Source organism: Paludibacter sp. (genome assembly GCF_009712605.1).
Classification (GTDB): Bacteria; Bacteroidota; Bacteroidia; order Bacteroidales; family Paludibacteraceae; genus Microbacter.
In genome coordinates this window covers 83,048-101,320 of sequence record NZ_WASO01000011.1, presented here as the reverse complement: position 1 = coordinate 101,320, position 18,273 = coordinate 83,048, and the positions used below count along the sequence as shown (strand labels likewise).

Sequence of the window (18,273 nt, the reverse complement as noted above, 5' to 3'; positions counted from 1 at the left end):
GAATAGGGAATGCCGTTGAGGGTTATCGATTGGTGGTTTCTATCGAGACAGTAGGGTGCGTTTTCTTCCGTTTCAGCCTGTTTATTCCAGAGTTGGTCTCCTATTACTTCCAGCGGCATGTCGATGTTGTCGGTAAAAAGAGCCCCGGTGCCCAATCCTTGCGGCAGAGAAGGATTGAGAGTGGCGCACCATTGCGCAATGGCATTCAGGCCGATATTCGACTCCAGCGCCGAGGTGATCCACCAGCCGATGGAACGTTTTTCGGCTTCGGCAATCCATTCGGTGCAACCCTGAATCCCGCCGTGAAGCGATGGTTTCAGAATAATATATTGAGGATGAATGGTATCCAGCAAGCGTTGTTTCTCTGCCGGATTGTTGATGCCAATCAGTTCTTCGTCCAAAGCGATGGGAAGAGGAGTCTCTTTTACCAGTTTTGCCATCGTTTCCCATTGTCCCTGCCGGATGGGTTGTTCGATGGAGTGAAGTTGCAATTCGGCTAGCCGGTGCAGTTTTTCCAGTGCATTGTCGGGCGAAAAAGCGCCGTTGGCATCCACGCGGATTTCGATCTGGTCGGGCGAGAAGTGGCTGCGGATATGGCGGATCAGCGCTAGTTCTTCTTCAAAATCGATGGCACCGATTTTCAGTTTGATACAGCGGAACCCTTTCTCCATTTTTTGTTCTATTTGACTGAACATTTTATCCTTATCACCCATCCAGATAAGGCCGTTGATGGTGATGCCTTTTTCAACTCGCGAAAACGGGGTATCCCAGAGCCAGAAAGATCCGGTTTCGAGGTGACGGAGTGCCGTCTCCAGTCCAAACAACATCGAGGGATAGGGGCGTAAAGCGATGTAATCCAGTTTTCCGTTGACAATGAGCTCTTGGCAAAACCGGTCTAAAATTTCTGCGTAACCGGGCAGAGCGTCGCAACTCAGATCGGGTAGGGGGGCACACTCGCCAATGCCGATGCGGAGCGGTTGTTCGGTGTGCCACAACTGCACGTACCACGACTGCCGGGTGCGGTAAACGCCGCGCGAAGTGCCCGCCGGTTGTTTGAAATGCAATGTGTAGGGAAGTATGCGGTAAGCAAGTGCCATATTGTTCGGTTTTGTATGTAAGCTTGCAAAGTTACTGATTTTGGAACTAAGATGGAGTTTAACCACAAGTCGTTATTCCTCTTAAAAGATGGTATCAAAGAATTTTAGTATTTTTGCTAGGAGAACACGTAACTCAACAAAATAAATTGCACAAGGTGAGAAACAACAACATTTCCCTGCATTCGGGTATTATAGTGACATTTTTAATGTACATATTATTGATTGTTAATATGTTGTGTGGGGAGGTTACGTGGAAAAACTATATTGCGGCAGGGTTATGGATTGCATTGGTGGCAGCGCTTAATTATGGGCTATGTGTCATTTATAAGAAATTGACTTCCAATAACTATAAATTGCTGATAATCGCCATATTGTTTGTTATTCTGATAGGTATCACCACTGCGGTAACGATGAGAATCAGTGCTGCTTTTGTTGGATCGGAAAAAGCCTGGGAAAACAAGTGGAGCTATTTGGTAGTTCTATGTTTTCTGAGTGGAGGCTGGTTGTTTTCGTATATAACGATCAGTGCTTTGAAAAAAAATAATCAAAAGATAATCAACGAGTTGGCTTTTAAGCAACAAGAACTTGACTTGCTAAAAATGCAAATGAATCCGCATTTTCTGTTCAATACGCTAAACAATTTGGCTGCTACGATCATGGTGGACAGAGAAATATCGCTCGATTATACATACAAACTGTCGGAACTTCTTCGTTTCCGAGAGAATATTTCCAAACGGGAAACAATTGAAATACAGGAAGAGGTGTCGATGATACAGAGCTTTCTCGATATTGAGAAACTGAGGTTGGGAGCTCGATGCAATATTGTATTTACTCAGGATATTGCCGATGCTTCTGCAAAAATACCTTCACTGCTTCTTTATCCTTTGGTAGAGGCTGCTATAAAAAGGAGTAAGAATCATCATCTTAAACCGTCTGTTGATGTGACAATTGTAGCAAACAAGGCTAAAATCTCTTTGTTGATAAAGAACACCATATCGCCTGATATGGATGCGAAAAAAGTTGAAAATGAATGTTTTCAGTTAATAAATAAGCGTTTGAACGCTCTCTTTCCGGGGAAAAATTTGTTGAAATTTGAAGAAAGGGATCATGTGCAAACGACAAGAATGGAAATTAAATTATAGGCAATAATGATGGAAATGAGCAGTCGTAAACTTAAGTGTGTGATTGTGGAAGATGAACAACCTGCTCAATGGGTTCTTAGTTCATACATCAGTCAGGTTGACCAACTTGAATTGGTCGGGTGTGCCTTTGATGCTACCGAGGCTTTTCAGCTTCTGGAGCAGCATCCGGTTGATGTTTTGTTTCTGGACATTAACTTGCCCGGGCTTACAGGATTTGATATGCTTAATACGCTGAAATACCAACCGATGGTTGTATTTACAACTGCTTTTTCGCAATATGCCCTGAATAGCTTCGAATACAATGTGGTTGACTATTTAGTGAAGCCGATTACGCGGCAGCAGTTCAACAGAGCCGTGGAACGTGTTATTGAGAGAGCCGACCTGCTTAATCTGAAGACTCAAATGAGTGAACCTGAAGATTTCGAAGATGTTGAAATAAAAATGGGGATGTCATCCGAATGGGTTAATCCGACGCAAATTGTTTATTTACAGAGCTATGGAAACTATGTTAAGGTAATCCTTGAAGGACATTCGTTGATGGCGACTTCCAGTACCCGTAAAATGATGGAAACTCTCCCTGCTTCTATCTTTCTACAAATTCATAAATCATTTATAGTCAACAAAAAATACATTTCTTCCTATACAAACAACGATGTTCTTGTCCTTGAGAAGCGCCTCCCAATAGGCATTTCATACAAACAAGCCGTAATGTCTGCTATTGATTCTTCGCTTAACGAAGACAACCGGAAGAAGTAATTATCAGAATTGCTTCACAATCAGGCTAAACAAATCATTCTGCTGATACGGTTTTAGCAGATATCCGTTGATGCCGGCTTCCATTATTTCTTTCGTTATTTCAGGAGAAATATTTCCCGACAGAACAATCATCGGAATGTTTTTGACTGTTGCATTTTGATGTGCACGGATTCTTTTTGCCAGCTCAATTCCATTCATAACAGGCATATACAAGTCGCTGAGCAGAATATCATACTTTTGGGAGCAGAGTTTGTCGAATGCAATCTGACCGTTTTCCGCAACGTCAACAACGGCATTGGTTCTTTCGAAAACAGACTTTAGTAAAGAGATATTGAGATAATTGTCGTCTGCTACCAGAATTTTCAGGTTGTCCGGCAGTACAGCGGTTTTTGTGTCGGCGGTCTGCTTCGCTTTGAGTGTGCCCAAGTAGGGTTGGAAAGGTATTTTTACCGTGAATTCAGATCCTTTGTTCAATTCACTTTTCACCGTTATTGTTCCTCCCATTCTTTCAACCAGCTGGCGGGTAACCGATAATCCCAAGCCGGTGCCGATAATCCAGTTTGACGAAGAGGAATCGTGCACTCTTTGGTATTCATCGAAAACTTGTCCCAGTTTATCTGCCGGAATGCCTATACCGGTATCGGCAATCTTCAGTTCAAGAGTCATTTTTCCATTGGTCGGCACAAGTGCTGAAGAAACAGAAACGGAACCCTGTTTGGTGTACTTGATTGCGTTGCTCAACAGGTTGTTAATGATCTGACGCAGACGAATCTCGTCGCCGACTACCAGTGCGGCATTATCTGTCCGGTTGTATTTGAGCTGAAGATTTTTCTCTTTTGCCTGTTGCTGGAATGTTGCAATCGCTTTATTCAAAGCTTCTTCAGGGCTAAACGGTTCCGAGAGCAAAACCATTTGTCCGGCGCGCAAAGTCGACAGGTCGAGAATATCGTTTACAGTTGATAAAAGGATTTCGGAAGACGATTTCAGATTGGACAAATATTTCGCCTGCTCGGCAGACAAGCCGGTTTGTTCCAGTTGTTCGGTATATCCCAATACCAGCGACACCGGACAGCGGAACTCATGACTCATATAGGCCAGAAACTTACTCTTTTCCGATGCTTCTTCAACAGCTTTCTTTTCCGATGCTTTAATAATTTCATTATCAATGGATTTTCTTCTTAGCATATAAACAACAGCCAGTGCCAGCAGGAAAATTCCGATAATAGTAATCAATAAAACAGTATGCAGTACGGAAGATGATTGGTAGATTGTAGTGGTCGATTTGCCGCGGACATGATAATCTTTGTTCTGGAAAGTGAGTTGCATGTCATCCAACATTCCTTTAATCTCGTTCATCAGCGAATTATTCATTTGTACAAGTTTCAATTCGCTTGCACGTTGCTCCATGCGCTTGCGGAGCATGGTTTTCATTTGCTTTTGATAGAACGTATTTCCTCTGTCTATAAGCAAGTTGGCCAATTGACGTATGCTGTTTGTCGGGGATGCGACGGTGTCAGTCTTAGTGGTTTTATTGGTTTTGACCACCATTTTGGTTTTTGTCACCTGTTGCGTTTCTTTTTCCCCTACAAGAAACGACTTGATTTTTCCGAACAGCCCTTTCTTCTTGGTCTTTGTCGTATTCGACATCCCAATAGTATCGATATTGATGTTACTGTCTTCGATTGTAAATGACCGGAGAGCAATTTTGTCGTTGGCGTTTTTGAGAGGTACAGAATCGAATACAGACAAAACAACCATTAAAGAATCAGTCAGTCTGTTGAGCCGTAGATATTTTCCGGCTTCTTTATTGCGCGATAAGAGAGTCTGCTGAACCCGGTCTTTGCTTTCATCGTTATCAAGCTGTAAAGACATTTGCTGAAGGGTATCAATATGTGCTTTCAGGTCAACGATACTTTTTCTGTAGTTTTCAAGGTGGGCTTTATCGTATGTAAGAGTATATTCTCTGAATTTATTTTCAGACTGATAGAGTATTTCAAGAGTAGCTTCAACCTGTTTCACCGGCTGGTTACTGTCCTGCAAAATTTTCAGTGCAGTGTTGATCCTGTTTTTTTGTTGCTGGCGAACTACAATGGCAATAACAGTTGCGGCTACAATTAGCGCCAAAAGCGACAAGGTGATCCACGAAAAGGGTGTGATTTTTTGTAGTTGGAGTTTTCTCATAGCCCGAATTTTATTTACACAACCATCTTTGACAGCTGGTTGTATTCTCTTTTGATTATCTGGTTGATGTGATTTATTTCAGCGTGCAAAGATAGCTAAATTCTGTTAGTCAATAAATTGGCTATACAAACTGAAGCTCAACTGAATCAATTTGCTTTCTTGCTTTTCCTGAAACATAAATATTTACAGTGAATAAATGCATCTTAATTGTTAGATATTCAATGATATAATGTGTTTGTATCAATGAATGACAATCCCAAAATGACGAATTGAATTCATCATTTTATCTGTTTAACTATTTTGTTGCGTTGCGATAAAAAATCAGAAAATGATGAAGTTATAGCCACGGTATTCGGGATCATGAACCAGCAATAGAATGATGAATTGAATAGGTCATTTTAGCCTCTTTCAGGTGCTCGTCGACAGAAAATATGGTACTAACTTTGTTCGAAAATTCAGCAATGCTACGAGCAAAACTCTTAATAATTCAATCATCAATAATCTAAAGAGATAATTATATTTTTCCATCCCGGCGGCGACGTGATGTCGGCAAAAGGATATAAATCAGTTGAGAAACGCAACTCCCACAAATGGATTTTGCCCATGTTTGATGAATAAGAGACCGTCCGGTGGATCCTCACGTCATTCAGGAATCAAATTTGTGTAGTTGCATTGGTTAGCAGAAAGGGGGAACGATGTGATGTCGTTCCCCCTTTCGTGGTTTTCAGTTGGCTGATTATCAGGGAAATTTCGGGAATTTCTTGAAATCGGGTTTGCGTTTTTCGAGGAATGCGGTTTTGCCTTCCTGCGCTTCATCGGTGAGGTAGTAGAGCAGGGTGGCATTGCCGGCCAGTTCCTGAATACCTGCCTGTCCGTCGAGTTCGGCGTTGAGTCCCATCTTGATCATGCGCATCGCCATTGGACTGTGCTGCATCATTTCGTGCGCCCATTTCACCATTTCGTCTTCCAGTTGGTCGAATGGAACGACGGTATTCACGAGCCCCATTTCGAGCGCCTGTTGAGCGTTGTACTGGCGGCAAAGGAACCAGATTTCACGCGCTTTCTTTTGGCCAACGATGCGAGCCAGATAGGACGAGCCAAAGCCTGCATCAAAGCTTCCCACGCGCGGACCGGTCTGTCCGAAAATGGCGTTGTCGGAAGCGATGGAGAGGTCGCATACCACCTGCAGCACGTGTCCGCCACCGATAGCATAGCCGTTTACCATGGCAATGACCGGTTTGGGGAGCGAACGGATTTGCTTTTGCACCTCCAGCACCTGCAAGCGTGGAACGCCATCTTTACCGATGTAACCGCCTTTTCCTTTCACGTTCTGGTCGCCGCCAGCACAAAATGCCTTATCGCCGGCTCCGGTCAGCACCACAACGTAAATATCCTGATTTTCGTGGCAAATGCGCAATGCATCACTTATTTCCATGGTTGTGGTTGGTGTGAACGCATTGCGGTAACGCGGACGGTTAATGGTAATTTTTCCAATTCCTTCGAAATATTCGAACAGAATTTCTTCGTATTCTTTAATGGTTTCCCATTGACGTGTTGTTGACATAACTATTTTATTTACAATTTAGTAATTTGCGATTTACAATTTGAATCGGGAGATAAATTTCTGGTCCAGATTAGTTTACCCTAAGGGAAAATGATTTACTTTCGCCAGTTTCATTATCTGTGACGGTTAAAACAGAAACTCCGGAAGCCATGGCCTTATAATAAACAACCGCAGGGTTATTTTGAGATAAGGTTGCAGCTATTGGATATGGTCGGAGTTCTGTGGAAATGACACCTGAGGTTGATGTGCTAAGGCTATACGATCCACTTCCGGAGATGATATATAGCTCACCGTCTTTGCCGTTATTTACTGAGATGTTTGAAGAACCCGGACTTATTGAAAATGGATAATGTTCTATGATTTGCACGTTATATATCTGTGCGGGCCAAAAATCTTCAAAGTAGTATAAAGTGGCGGTTCCAAGTGATAACCCGCTTATCATTACCTTATTGCCGCTTTCTTTTACCTGAATAGAATTGCTTCCGGATTCTATAGCAAAAACGGCATTGGCTTTTGTGACCTCAATAGATTTTGTATCTCCCTTTTTTAGAAAGATAACTGTAGATAAAGGAACTATTCGGGGGATATAATTTTTTACTTCTATTTTAATTTTGACGCTATTTCCTTCTCCATCGCTGAGGGTAACAGTCGCATTTCCCATTGCGTTCCCGGAAATATATAAGGTGTTTTCCAGTAACAGATATACAGCAACGGATTCGTTGGATGAGGAAACAGAATAATTGCCGGAGCCCTTTATTATTTGGATGGCAGCATAAGGATTATCAGTCGAAAGCACAACCGATGATTTATCGACTTGCAGTGGGCCAATCTGTTCTTCCTCGTTTTTAGAACAGGAGACGATGGCCACCAGAGCGAGTAAAAGAAAGAGAAATTTTTTAATCATATCCAATGAAGTCATGGGTCATTAAATTTTCTTTCAAGGCATCAAATAAACGGCTGAAAACGTATGCATTGGTTTCGGTATGGGTAAAAACCTCGAGTACCAACGGGTAGTCTTCGTCCGGGTTGCAGAAATAGGGCAGGCATCGATCGAGTTCATCAAAATTGGTGGCCGAAAGGTAGTGTAACCCGAAAGCCAGCACCCGATCTTTGGCCGATTCGCTATGATGACAGGCAATGTAACCTTCCATGGCTTCCGATTGCTGCGGTCCGTTAATCAGGTGGAACATGTTGCCGCCTCCGTTGTTTACCAGCAATATCCGCAGGTTTTTACTGATCTGTTTGTTCCACAAGGCGTTGATATCGTAGAAGAAGCTCAGATCACCGATCAGCAGGAAAGTCATTCCTTCGTTGGCCGTAGCATACCCTACCGCAGTAGACATCGATCCGTCGATGCCATTGGTGCCCCGGTTGGAGAGAACCGAAACCGTCGGATTCAGGTTGCAGATCTGAGCATAACGGATAGGCGCACTGCTACTCAAATGGAGCGAGGATTGCTGTGGCAAACTTTGTATAAACGCATTGATGACAGTGAGATCGGAGAAGGGAGACTCTTTCATAAAACGGGCAACTTCCTGATCTACCTTCATTGATTTATCTTGCCACAACTTGCTGAAATTATTCTCTTTATCTTTCTCAGTAATGATGTTTTCAGCTAACTGTTGCAAAAAATCCCCTGCATCAGTCGGAATCAAGTCGGTGAGTGTCTGGAACGTATCTTTTACCTTGCCATCGGGACGAATATCCCAGTGATGCTGTGGTTTGTGCTTGCGCAACAGCTGTTTCAACCGTTTGGAGGTGAGATGTCCGCCCAGGGTAATCAGCAAATCGGGAGCATAATTATTCAACTCTTCCTCCGACAATAATGCCAGCACCAAATCGAAATTGCCGATCTGTTGCGAAGTGTGTACATTGCCGATCTGTTCTGCCAGTATGACCACATCGCCCTTTTGCAAAAGGGAAGCGAGTATGTTGTCCAGACCGTTTTCGGGCGGTAACTGACCCACCACAATCATTCGTTTGGATGAGGTGCTCCAGACCGATTTAACATGCTCAATTTCAAAAGATGGTTTGGCAGCATGAAATGTGATTTGTCGCGCTTCCGGTAAAGCTGGTGTTGTAAACTGGTAGAGCGGTTCCGAAAGCGGCACGTTGATATGCACCGGACCGTTTCCGTTGGCTGTCAGTTGAATCAACGATTCGTTAATCAGACGGTTGCAGTACCATTCGTCGGTATCGTTTGTTGGTTCCGGCAATTGAACGCTCTTTTTGGTGATAGCGGCAAATGCTCCGTTTTGCGGAATGGTTTGCCCGTCGGCCTGACCGATCCACGCTTCGGGGCGGTCCGCAGAGATAACCAGCAACGGAATCTCCTGATAAAACGCCTCGGCAATGGCCGGACCGTAGTTGAGCAGTGCCGTTCCCGAGGTGCAGCAAGCAGCCACCGGTTGTTGCAGCTTTTGGCTCAATCCCAGAGCAAAAAAAGCGGCAGAGCGCTCGTCGACTACGGTGTAGCACGTAAAATCGGGGTGCTGCGTAAAGGTGTGAATCAGCGGCGCATTTCGCGATCCGGGTGAAAGCACCACGTGACGAATGCCGTATTGCAGCATCAGCGAGGCAAGTTGTAATATGTTGGGTTTATTGGAAAACATTGTTCAATGGGTCAATGTATAAAATATGCCGATATGCCAATGAAAATTTCTTTAAGAGACCTCGATGATTTGTTTCATCGTTTTCAGCTTCTCTTCCGTTTCTTTCCACTCCGTTTCGCGGGAGGAAGAGGGGAGCAGGCCGCCGCCGGCAAAGAGTTTCAGCTCTTCGGCTTCGATCTTCATGCAGCGCAAATTTACGTATAAATCCGTTTGATTTTTAGCCGACAGGTAGCCGGTAAATCCGGAGTAATATTCGCGATCGTAACCCTCTTCGGCCAGAATAAAGCGGTAGGCTTCCTCTTTCGGTAAGCCGCAAACGGCCGGTGTGGGATGCAATTGCTGCAACAAACTGCCCAGTTTATCGGTTGATGGATAGGCGAAAGAAAATCCGGTTTTGAGGTGAACCACGTTACCGGCAGTCAACGTTTCGGTCTTCTCTTCGCTCCAGCTTTCAGCATTGCGCGCGAGTACCTCCCGCAGGTAGAGAGCTACCAGCGACTGCTCGTTCTTGTTTTTGTGATCCCAGCGGGTGGCGGTGGTGCAGTCGGTTTTGGCCTTGCGGGTTCCAGCCAGCGCAACCGTTTGATAGGCGGCATGGCTTCCTTTCAGTAACACCTCCGGCGTGCTTCCCATCCAGGTGCCTGAAACGGGCGTGTGGCAGAGGTAGACAAAAGCTCCGGGGTATTTCGCGCAGGCACGGAGAAATGCTTCGGCAGGCGAAAATTCCGGTTGGCGGGCAATGGCTGTGCAGCGTGAAAGCACTAATTTATTGAACCTGCCCGATTGCAACGCTCCGATAAATTTATCAAAAGCAGCAAGATAGGTGGACTTTGTGTTTTTTTGTGGCGAATGGGCCAAAATTTCTCCGGAAGCGTTCTCTTTATCGTTGATGGCCAACGCTGAAAGGAATGCTCCGATGGCTTCCCAACCGGCAAGATGTTTTTCCGGGTTGATGAGTAGCAGCGGATGCTTGTCTGTGATTTGGAACGGGGCAAAGACAAACCCTTCGCGGTAGTTCAGTTCGGAAATCGAGCGGATAAGCGTGGGTTGCCCCGATGTCTGATAAACAAGGCGGACGCTCTCCTTTCCCGGAAGCCGGTAAAGCGCGAAACAGGAACCAGCCAGCGTGAGTTTGTTTATCAGTTCGATATGTATCAATTGATCTGTCAAGAAACTTTCTTTTTGATAATCATATTGGTAACGGTAATCACCGAAACCAGTTTGTTGTCGGCCGCGAAGACCTCTACCTGCCAGATGTGGCTTTTTTTGCCCTGATGCAGGATTACGGCTACTGCTTTCACTTCGCCTTTGCGGGGCGATGAGATGTGGTTGACGCTCAGTTGCATCCCCACGGCATGTTCTTCGGGCGAACAGAGATAATAAGATCCAACGCCCGCTACTGACTCAGCCAAAGCGATGGTGGCGCCGCCGTGCAGGATTCCTACCGGTTGAACGGTGCGCCGGTCGATGGGCATGGTAGCTTCCACGCGACCCTCTTCCACCACGGTAATTTTCATCCCTAAGTGTTCCATCAGCGTGCCTTTGCACAACTCATTGTACTGATCTATAGTGAGATTCTTGTTCATGATTTTCGTTAAAACGCCGGTTTTAAGCGGACACAAAGATAACAAAAAAGTAGGGGAAAGGTGATGTCTGCAATGTTGGTACCAGAGATATGTATTTAAAAAGCATGATGATAATGTCCAAGTTGTTATAGCAGATTTGGCTCGGCCTTGTCCGGTGAGCCAAAAAACAAGTGAGACGAGCGTAAAATCGCCCATTGTTTGAAGCTTCTGACGAAAGGAAGAAGCAAGTTTGGGCGGTTTAGCTTGGCGAACGCCAGTTTTTTGAGTGAAGCGGGCATAGCCTTGACTTTTTTGCCTACTTTTTGCGTCAAGGCAATAAAGTAGGTAGGGGGCAGGGGCGGAAGCCCCTAACATAAAAAAGAGGAAGTATCAAAAGTCAATGTTGTTATTGATAAACTTATAAACTATTCCATACTTTCCGCCCCTAATTAGCTTCGCTGATCTTCGATTCCCCTTAAGGGGACTTTTGCACCAATAAAAATCGCAGATTTATAGCCCCTTCAGGGGTTTGGGGTATAAGAACAAAAATCTACTTTCGATTCGTAAGTTATTATAAATCAATATCTATTTTGTGACATCCTCTTTTCTATTTTTTGAAAGCATCCAGCGCCGGTGAGGGTTTTCCGTCGTCTTGCCAGCAGCCGAGGGCGTAGTGGCTCCAGCTACGGGCTCCTTCCGGTTCCCAGTAGATGACACCCAATCCCCGTTTGCCGGGAATGGATCTGACGGCTTTGATCACTGCCGTGAGCATATTGTAGGTTTCGTCCACCAGCCGGTCCTCTTCACCGATCTCCACAATCATTACATCCTTGTTGTAGCGGGCAATCATGTTGTTCATGTTGGCGACCAGATCGCCGAGGGTGGCCTTGTAACTTTTGTTGATCCAGTAGGGGTAGTACGACATGCCGATAATGTCGTAGCGCACCCCGTGTTGTGTGGCATTATCGAAAAAAGTGCGGTATTTTGCGTTGTTGTTGCCTTCGTCGAGGTGCACAATCACCTTGATCTTCGGATCGATGGCTTTGGTGGCATCGTACCCTTTGTTAAGCAGCTGCGCCAGTTGCGGCCAGTTGGAGGTGCTACCCTCGGGCCAGAGCATACCGCCGGGAATTTCGTTGCCCACCTGCACCCACTCGGGCGTGATGCCGACCGATTTCAGCGTGTCGAGCACCTCAAACGTATGTTTGTACACGTCGTTGCACAATTCCGGGAACGAATGCTTTTCCCAGGCAGCCGGTTTCTTCTGTTTGGCAGGATCGGCCCACGAGTCACTGTAGTGAAAATCGATCATCAGGCGCATGCCCAGTTTCTGAGCCCGTTGCGCCATTTCCACCGTCTCTTTTTTGCCGCAATGGCCGCTCCCTCTGTCGTTGGAAGGATTGACCCACACCCGCAGGCGGATGGTGTTGATGCCGCGCTCCTTGAGCAACAGCAGGCAATCTTTGGCATTGCCGTCGCTGTCGTAAAATTTAAACCCGGTAGCCTCCATCTGGGGCAACCAACCCACATCGGCACCTTTGGCAAATTGCGCCTTACACGGCCGGATGGCTCCGGCAAGCAGTAAAAGCAGGGTGATTTTATAGATGAGTTTCATAGGGGGATGAGTTTGATTATTGGACACAATTATTGCACTATCAGAATATAAATATGAACGAGCGCAAATTTAGGGGCGATAGCTCCGTAGTCTTTGTAGAAAGAGCATAGAAAAATGAAGCCGGAGGAGCGTAGCTCTGATCTATTTCCTCTGATGAGTCGTTTAGATATCAGGGCTACGCCCCTCTTTTACAATTTCCCGGTTTGTGCTACCAAGACGATAGGGCTAACGCCCCTGATGCTATTGCCGAATATGATGAGCAAGAGTCAGGAGACTCGCGCTAGCGGCGTGCTGTCCTTTTTGAACGACTTGGCAATGTGTATGGATGTTAGGGATTGGCATTAGATTCAAATTCATTATGCCGCCCTTTCTAACAGTCCATTAACCCATGCCAAACCCGCACTTCTCATGCAATACTTCACTGCAGCTGAATATTCAGATTCAGAAGAAGCCAATTCTAAAATAAGCTTCATGTTATCTATTATCTTTTGCTTTCTTGCAGGACAAAAAGCTTTTTCTTGTTGAGCCACTAAGTTTTGTGTCGCTTTGATTAAATTCTGAGTTTTTACGAATTTATCTTTTCGTGTATCGATCATTTCAGTTTTGTTCAGATTCATCCTCCTAATGGTATATTCGGCTTGTATATAATTCCTTGAATTCTTTTCAGAAGCTCTAGGCTCAACAAATCCTTCGTTTGTGAATGCAAGCTTGTCTGGATCTTCTATATCCGTTGGATCTAAGAAACGAATATCCTCCATTAAAATTGAATCATCAGGAGTATTGGCTTTATGATTATTTACATGGAAATAACTGTTTTTTCTCACATTCTCAGCAGGTGCAGAATATCTATAATTTAACCAATCAAAAGCTAGCCACCAATACCCTCCTTTATCATCTCCATTTTCATCGATTGCTTTTTTCTTAGGTCGAAAATGATCTACATGACAGTGAGCACTATCATTTTTTGATTCTGAATACCAACATTTATTATTACTTAACCCTCTTAAATGATCTTTTAGTTCAGTCCACATTCCTTGGTTTGCATCGATAATTGCATTTCTATCATCCTGAGTTGTGGCATTAATCAATTGTTGAGTTATAGCATCAGCTCTATCAATCCAATCTTGTGGAGGTGGATTGTTTTCTAAATCAATATATCTCATAAATCTTCTTCTTTAAAAAGTTCATCCAATATTTCCAGAGCTATTTCATCTTGCTTTCTTTTATCTTCTTTTGTTGGCTTCTCAATTTTGAATTCATCTCTTTGAGAAACTAGAGTTAAAAATTTTTGATACAATGGATCTCGATCCGTTGTATTTATCCCTAATCCACTTAGTTTTAAGAATATGTCATTAAGTTGTTCCAGTTCATCATCATCAAGACCTTTATTAGACTGCTTAGTTATAAGCTCATTTCTATCATTTAATAGCTTTAAAGTCGCTTCATCCAAAGTACTTGGCAAATTAAAAAACTCACTTGTTAATATTCCTGCTACACCCAATCCTCTTGGATCAAAATCTGGTTGAAAAGTTGATATTCTTTTAATTTCTTTACCATTCTCAACTTTCTGTATTTGTGCATGGAATATTCTAATTTCTTCTTTGGTTAAGCCTCCAATTACTAAAGGATCATGAGTTGTCATTAATATTTGGCTGGATTCAGGTTCTTGTGCTATTTTTTCAATCAGATTTAAGTATTTCCACTTCCAAAGTGGATTCAGATGAGTGTCAGGCTCATCTAGAAGAATTAACGATTCTTCTTCTTTTGTAAATCGAAGTAAACCTAAAACAGTTAAAAGCTGTTGTTCTCCTTCAGAAAGTTCTTTAAATGTAATATCACCATTAACATTTCTTTTCTTGACTTTTATTCGAACCTCTTGAATTAAATCAGAAATATATGTACTCTCTAAACTTTTAAAAAACTCAGTATTAGTACCATATTTCCCAGCCAGACTTTGTAACTTATCTTGATTTGATACATATAAATAGAGCTGCTCCTGTTCTGGGTATTTATTAAAATCTTCACGGATTGTTGCAGTGGATTTTATTGGAGCCATAGATGCTTCCCATAAATCATTTAGAAAGTCTTTTACTACACCTTTAGCATACCAAAATTTTGGATCTCCCGTTTTTTTATCACCAGACCAATTTGGTTTTTTAAGCACAAAAAGAATTGACTCAAGGCCAATAATATCAAGATATTCTGCTAAAAAATTATTTACTTCTTCATCTTGGAATGCATAGAATGCCATCAATACAAAATGACTGTGAATTAATCTAGCATAAAAAAGAGGTCTCTGAGGAGCATTAACTCCCTTTAATAAATCATCATAAAACCTTTTTTGGTGTTTATCGAAATGTTCCAACAAACGGTTACTTAAACCAGAATAATATGAGAATACATATTTTGGCAAATACTCTTCTTTGTGTTCTCTTATCTCTTTTTTTGAAACTGTGCGTGACGAATATTCAATTTTACCATCTTTTCGTTCACCCAGATACATCTGAAACTTACCTTTTATATTGGGGCCTCCTTCCACTTTTATAAGATTGCCTTTGCATTGATATTCGATAATATAATCGAAGACAGTTTGATCATCCAAATCCAAATCCCTAAAGATTATAACGATTGCTTCTAGTAAATTAGATTTACCTGCTGCGTTTTCACCAATAAATACAGTATGCATTTTGGTTTCATCTAAATCAACACAGAATTGATTCAAATTTTTAAACTCTTCGATATATATCTTATCTATTCTCATACTAGTTCAAGATAACCTTTTTCGTTTTCAACTTCTTTTATTGATTTTTTAACCTCAATTTGATGCTTTAATTCTGCATAGAAGTCATCAATACTTTCAGGAAACTTTGACATTTTCCAAAGATCTTCAGCATGTAGTTTTCCATGATCCTTTAATAACTCAACTAAATCCATATGCGTAGTTTTACTATCAAATTTAATTATTCTCTTTTTTTGAACATTTTCTTTCGTCTTATCGACACTCTGAAATGTAATTAAGTCTTCTCCTAATATTTCCATCAAGGAAGAATCAAATATCATTTTCGCATTCAAAATGTTTTTATTGGCCTCAACTTCAAGCTCCTTACAAATATTGTTTAGCCTATTTACTTCGGTAACAATTTTACATTGTTCTTCAATGGGCGGCAATGGAATTGGAGCTTTTTGTATAAGAGCTTGATTTATTTTTGGCATACTAGTGGATGCTCCACTTGCATTGCTTCTAAAATAAGTTCTTATATACTGTGAATTTAAGCATATATGAATATATTCTTGCATATTCAAAACCACTTGTATTTTTACCATTAAGTCAGGATAAACAAACTCATCATCTGCACCATGGTAAATAGCGCTAATTCCGACATATTCTAAAGAGTTGCTCCTTTGGATTAAAATATCACCGTTTTTAAGCCATAAGTGTGAATCTTTAGGTATTTCTTCTTCAATATATTTAATTTGAGTATCATCAAATATTCCCTTAGTGGTGGCACTTAATTTCAGTGATTTTGTTTGAGTTTCGTAATTAACACCTTTGGGTGAATAACCATTCTTCGGTTTATCAATGATTATCTGACTAAGATTGCACCAAATCCAAGAATCTGGAATTATGAAGGGTTCTTCATTCTCATTTAAACGATTATTCTCAGGTTCAAATTGGAAACTCTTATTTATTTGTTTTAGAAGTTCACTAGCGTGCTTTTTATTTAAATTGTTTTTCCTCCATTCTTCACTCAATTTGCCTGTAACAGCATCAGAGAATATTGTTTGTTTTAATTGTTTTACATGTTCAATCTGTTTTTTGAACTCAATATCAGCTTGCTCATATTTTTTCGTAAGATTAATGGCTTTGGCTAACAACTTCTTTTGTTCTTCAATGGAAGGAATTAAAATATCCAGATTGAAAATTTGACTCGGATTTATTCTCTTAGAACCAACACCTTTTGCTATTGGTTCGAGCTTTAAATAAAAGTTTCCTTTTTTAAAAAAGTAATAAATCCATTCAGGTAGACATGATTTATCAACATCAAACGCAGGGATGTCAGCACTCGATTCAAAACCATCTAATTCGTCAGGAACAATACCAAACGCCCCTTTATGTAGATTTTGACGACCATAAATAAATTGCCCTTTTGAACGAATATAATATTTGGTAGCTCCCTTTTTATCCTTTGAGTATGGTCGCTTTTCAATACCTTCTGTATGTAATCTTACAGTCAATCGTTTATTTGCATCTGGTTTTTCTGATACAATCTTTGATTCCGTAAGTAAATCGCCAAGTTTTACTTTTTTCCAATCTCTCATAAAAGCGATGCTTTTAATTCTTCAATCAATTTTTGACTTCTAGAAAAAGACTCTTCGATTAACTCAATCAATTCTTTACTTGAATAGGTTGATGTTGACTCTTGTGTAGAAGGATTTTTTATATCTAAATCGAAATTTCTTTGTTGTATTTCCTTCATTGAAATTTTCCATGCATATTCATTTTCTTTTCGATTAACCCACCAAGTTTTAATGTCATCAAAATGATTTATCTCTATAGGCCTGCTCCTATTAAAACTTTTTATTCCTTCTGGTAATGGCATTTCATAATACCAAATATCTTTTGTCTTTTTACCCTTTTCAAAAAAAAGGATATTGGTTTTTATGGCTGTATATGGGTTAAAAACACCTCCCGGCAATCGAATAATCGTATGTAGATTACATGTTTCCAACAGTTGTTCTTTAATTCTGGTTTTTACCCCATTCCCAAATAGTATTCCGTCAGGAAGAACAACTCCGGCACGTCCTTTCTTTTTTAAAATCTTTATAATCAGAGCTAGAAAAAGATCAGCAGTTTCCTTTGTTTGAAAATCTTTCGGGAAATTTTTATCTACTTCTTCCTCTTCTATGCCTCCAAAAGGCGGATTTGAAAGTACTATATCAACAAGTGTATCATTTTTCCAACTATCATAAGGCTTATTAAGCATATTTCCCCTAACAACAGAAGGTTCATCTAATCCATGCAACATTAAATTAGTTGTACACAGTAAATGTGGTAAAGACTTTTTCTCAACACCTCTTATCGCCTTATTTAAAATTGCAGATTCATCATTTGTAATATCTTTTTTTACAATGTAGTCAATACTACATGTCAAAAAACCGCCTGTACCACATGCAGGATCCAAAATTGTTTCCCCAAGTTTGGGCTGAATCATATCAACAATAAACTGAGTCACGGCTCTTGGAGTATAAAACTCTCCTGATGATCCTGCATTTTGCAGCTCTTTTAGAATTGTTTCGTAGATCTCATTAAAGGTATGCTTATCACCTGAAAAATTGATTGTATTGATTTCATCTACAACCTGCCTAAAAAGATTGCCATTTTTCATGAAATTAAAAGTGTCTTCAAATACAGACCTCACAATTTCAAATCGTTTCGATTCTCCTTCAATTTCTTTCAGAGTCGGGAATAGCTTATCATTAATAAATAATATCAATTCGTCTCCAGAAAGTTTATTCTTTACAACCCAATTCTCCCATTTTAATTCACTTGGTATTGGACTAATATAGTCATCAATTGTTTTTTGCCATTCATTCTCTTTGTCAGAGAATATTTTCATAAATAGCATCCAAACTAATTGAGATATTCTTTGAGCATCCCCATCCAATCCAGCATCTTTTCTCATTATATCCCTTATGGATTTTACTATTGATGTAATATTTCTCATTTAATTTTCTGTCAA

Annotated in this window: 13 protein-coding genes and 1 pseudogene; 2 read left to right on the top strand and 12 right to left on the bottom strand. The window is 41.4% G+C overall.

The features are described from left to right. Nucleotides 1-77: 77 nt before the first annotated feature. Nucleotides 78-1,097 (bottom strand): annotated as a pseudogene (gene menC / locus F8N35_RS14570) (o-succinylbenzoate synthase); the annotation flags it as partial. Nucleotides 1,098-1,252: 155 nt separating this feature from the next. Here menC and F8N35_RS09940 point away from each other — a divergent pair. Further along, nucleotides 1,253-2,239 (top strand): histidine kinase, encoded by a 987-nt coding sequence (locus F8N35_RS09940; protein WP_293052149.1) that lies wholly within the window; start codon nt 1,253-1,255, stop codon nt 2,237-2,239. A 6-nt stretch (nt 2,240-2,245) separates the two neighbouring features. Continuing rightward, nucleotides 2,246-2,995 carry a response regulator gene (locus F8N35_RS09935; RefSeq protein WP_293052146.1) on the top strand — a complete coding sequence of 250 codons (750 nt, stop codon included), beginning with the start codon at nt 2,246-2,248 and terminating at the stop codon, nt 2,993-2,995. A gap of 3 nt (nt 2,996-2,998) precedes the next feature. Here F8N35_RS09935 and F8N35_RS09930 read toward each other — a convergent pair whose 3' ends face one another. The 11 genes from F8N35_RS09930 to F8N35_RS09880 all read right to left on the bottom strand — a co-directional run bounded on the left by F8N35_RS09930 (nt 2,999) and on the right by F8N35_RS09880 (nt 18,258). Beyond that, nucleotides 2,999-5,176 (bottom strand): ATP-binding protein, encoded by a 2,178-nt coding sequence (locus tag F8N35_RS09930; protein ID WP_293052144.1) that lies wholly within the window; start codon nt 5,174-5,176, stop codon nt 2,999-3,001. A gap of 739 nt (nt 5,177-5,915) precedes the next feature. Then, nucleotides 5,916-6,740: a 1,4-dihydroxy-2-naphthoyl-CoA synthase gene (menB, locus tag F8N35_RS09925; RefSeq protein WP_293052141.1), complete on the bottom strand. Its 825-nt coding sequence runs from the start codon at nt 6,738-6,740 to the stop codon at nt 5,916-5,918. Between the two features lie 70 nt (nt 6,741-6,810). Then, complete coding sequence (locus F8N35_RS09920; protein WP_293052138.1) at nt 6,811-7,644, bottom strand: hypothetical protein; 834 nt, start codon at nt 7,642-7,644, stop codon at nt 6,811-6,813. Next, on the bottom strand, nt 7,637-9,352 hold the full coding sequence (gene menD, locus F8N35_RS09915; RefSeq protein WP_293052135.1) for a 2-succinyl-5-enolpyruvyl-6-hydroxy-3-cyclohexene-1-carboxylic-acid synthase: 1,716 nt from the start codon (nt 9,350-9,352) through the stop codon (nt 7,637-7,639). The genes F8N35_RS09920 and menD overlap by 8 nt, the downstream gene beginning before the upstream one ends. Nucleotides 9,353-9,403: 51 nt before the next feature. Then, the gene (locus F8N35_RS09910; RefSeq protein WP_293052132.1) at nt 9,404-10,522 is read right to left on the bottom strand and encodes an isochorismate synthase; all 1,119 of its coding nucleotides are present in this window, start codon (nt 10,520-10,522) and stop codon (nt 9,404-9,406) included. Then, on the bottom strand, nt 10,519-10,938 hold the full coding sequence (locus F8N35_RS09905) for a PaaI family thioesterase (protein ID WP_293052129.1): 420 nt from the start codon (nt 10,936-10,938) through the stop codon (nt 10,519-10,521). The genes F8N35_RS09910 and F8N35_RS09905 overlap by 4 nt, the downstream gene beginning before the upstream one ends. A 586-nt stretch (nt 10,939-11,524) precedes the next feature. Further along, a complete protein-coding gene (locus F8N35_RS09900) occupies nt 11,525-12,532 on the bottom strand; it encodes a glycosyl hydrolase 53 family protein (protein ID WP_293052126.1) in 1,008 nt (335 codons plus the stop codon). A 356-nt stretch (nt 12,533-12,888) separates the two neighbouring features. Then, on the bottom strand, nt 12,889-13,695 hold the full coding sequence (locus F8N35_RS09895; protein ID WP_293052123.1) for a hypothetical protein: 807 nt from the start codon (nt 13,693-13,695) through the stop codon (nt 12,889-12,891). Continuing rightward, nucleotides 13,692-15,293, bottom strand: coding sequence for an ATP-binding protein (locus tag F8N35_RS09890; RefSeq protein WP_293052120.1), 1,602 nt, complete (start codon nt 15,291-15,293; stop codon nt 13,692-13,694). The genes F8N35_RS09895 and F8N35_RS09890 overlap by 4 nt, the downstream gene beginning before the upstream one ends. Next, a complete protein-coding gene (locus F8N35_RS09885) occupies nt 15,290-16,852 on the bottom strand; it encodes a restriction endonuclease subunit S (protein WP_293052118.1) in 1,563 nt (520 codons plus the stop codon). The genes F8N35_RS09890 and F8N35_RS09885 overlap by 4 nt, the downstream gene beginning before the upstream one ends. Beyond that, nucleotides 16,849-18,258, bottom strand: a complete 1,410-nt coding sequence (locus F8N35_RS09880; protein ID WP_293052116.1) for an N-6 DNA methylase — start codon at nt 18,256-18,258, stop codon at nt 16,849-16,851. Before F8N35_RS09880 ends, F8N35_RS09885 begins: the two co-directional genes overlap by 4 nt. Between the last annotated feature and the right edge of the window lie 15 nt (nt 18,259-18,273).

Coding starts and splice junctions, on each gene's coding strand:
- F8N35_RS09935 (WP_293052146.1), top strand. CDS start 2,246: ATGATGGAAATGAGCAGTCGTAAACTTAAGTGTGTGATTGTGGAAGAT.
- F8N35_RS09930 (WP_293052144.1), bottom strand. CDS start 5,176: ATGAGAAAACTCCAACTACAAAAAATCACACCCTTTTCGTGGATCACC.
- menB (WP_293052141.1), bottom strand. CDS start 6,740: ATGTCAACAACACGTCAATGGGAAACCATTAAAGAATACGAAGAAATT.
- F8N35_RS09920 (WP_293052138.1), bottom strand. CDS start 7,644: ATGATTAAAAAATTTCTCTTTCTTTTACTCGCTCTGGTGGCCATCGTC.
- menD (WP_293052135.1), bottom strand. CDS start 9,352: ATGTTTTCCAATAAACCCAACATATTACAACTTGCCTCGCTGATGCTG.
- F8N35_RS09905 (WP_293052129.1), bottom strand. CDS start 10,938: ATGAACAAGAATCTCACTATAGATCAGTACAATGAGTTGTGCAAAGGC.
- F8N35_RS09900 (WP_293052126.1), bottom strand. CDS start 12,532: ATGAAACTCATCTATAAAATCACCCTGCTTTTACTGCTTGCCGGAGCC.
- F8N35_RS09895 (WP_293052123.1), bottom strand. CDS start 13,695: ATGAGATATATTGATTTAGAAAACAATCCACCTCCACAAGATTGGATT.
- F8N35_RS09890 (WP_293052120.1), bottom strand. CDS start 15,293: ATGAGAATAGATAAGATATATATCGAAGAGTTTAAAAATTTGAATCAA.
- F8N35_RS09885 (WP_293052118.1), bottom strand. CDS start 16,852: ATGAGAGATTGGAAAAAAGTAAAACTTGGCGATTTACTTACGGAATCA.
- F8N35_RS09880 (WP_293052116.1), bottom strand. CDS start 18,258: ATGAGAAATATTACATCAATAGTAAAATCCATAAGGGATATAATGAGA.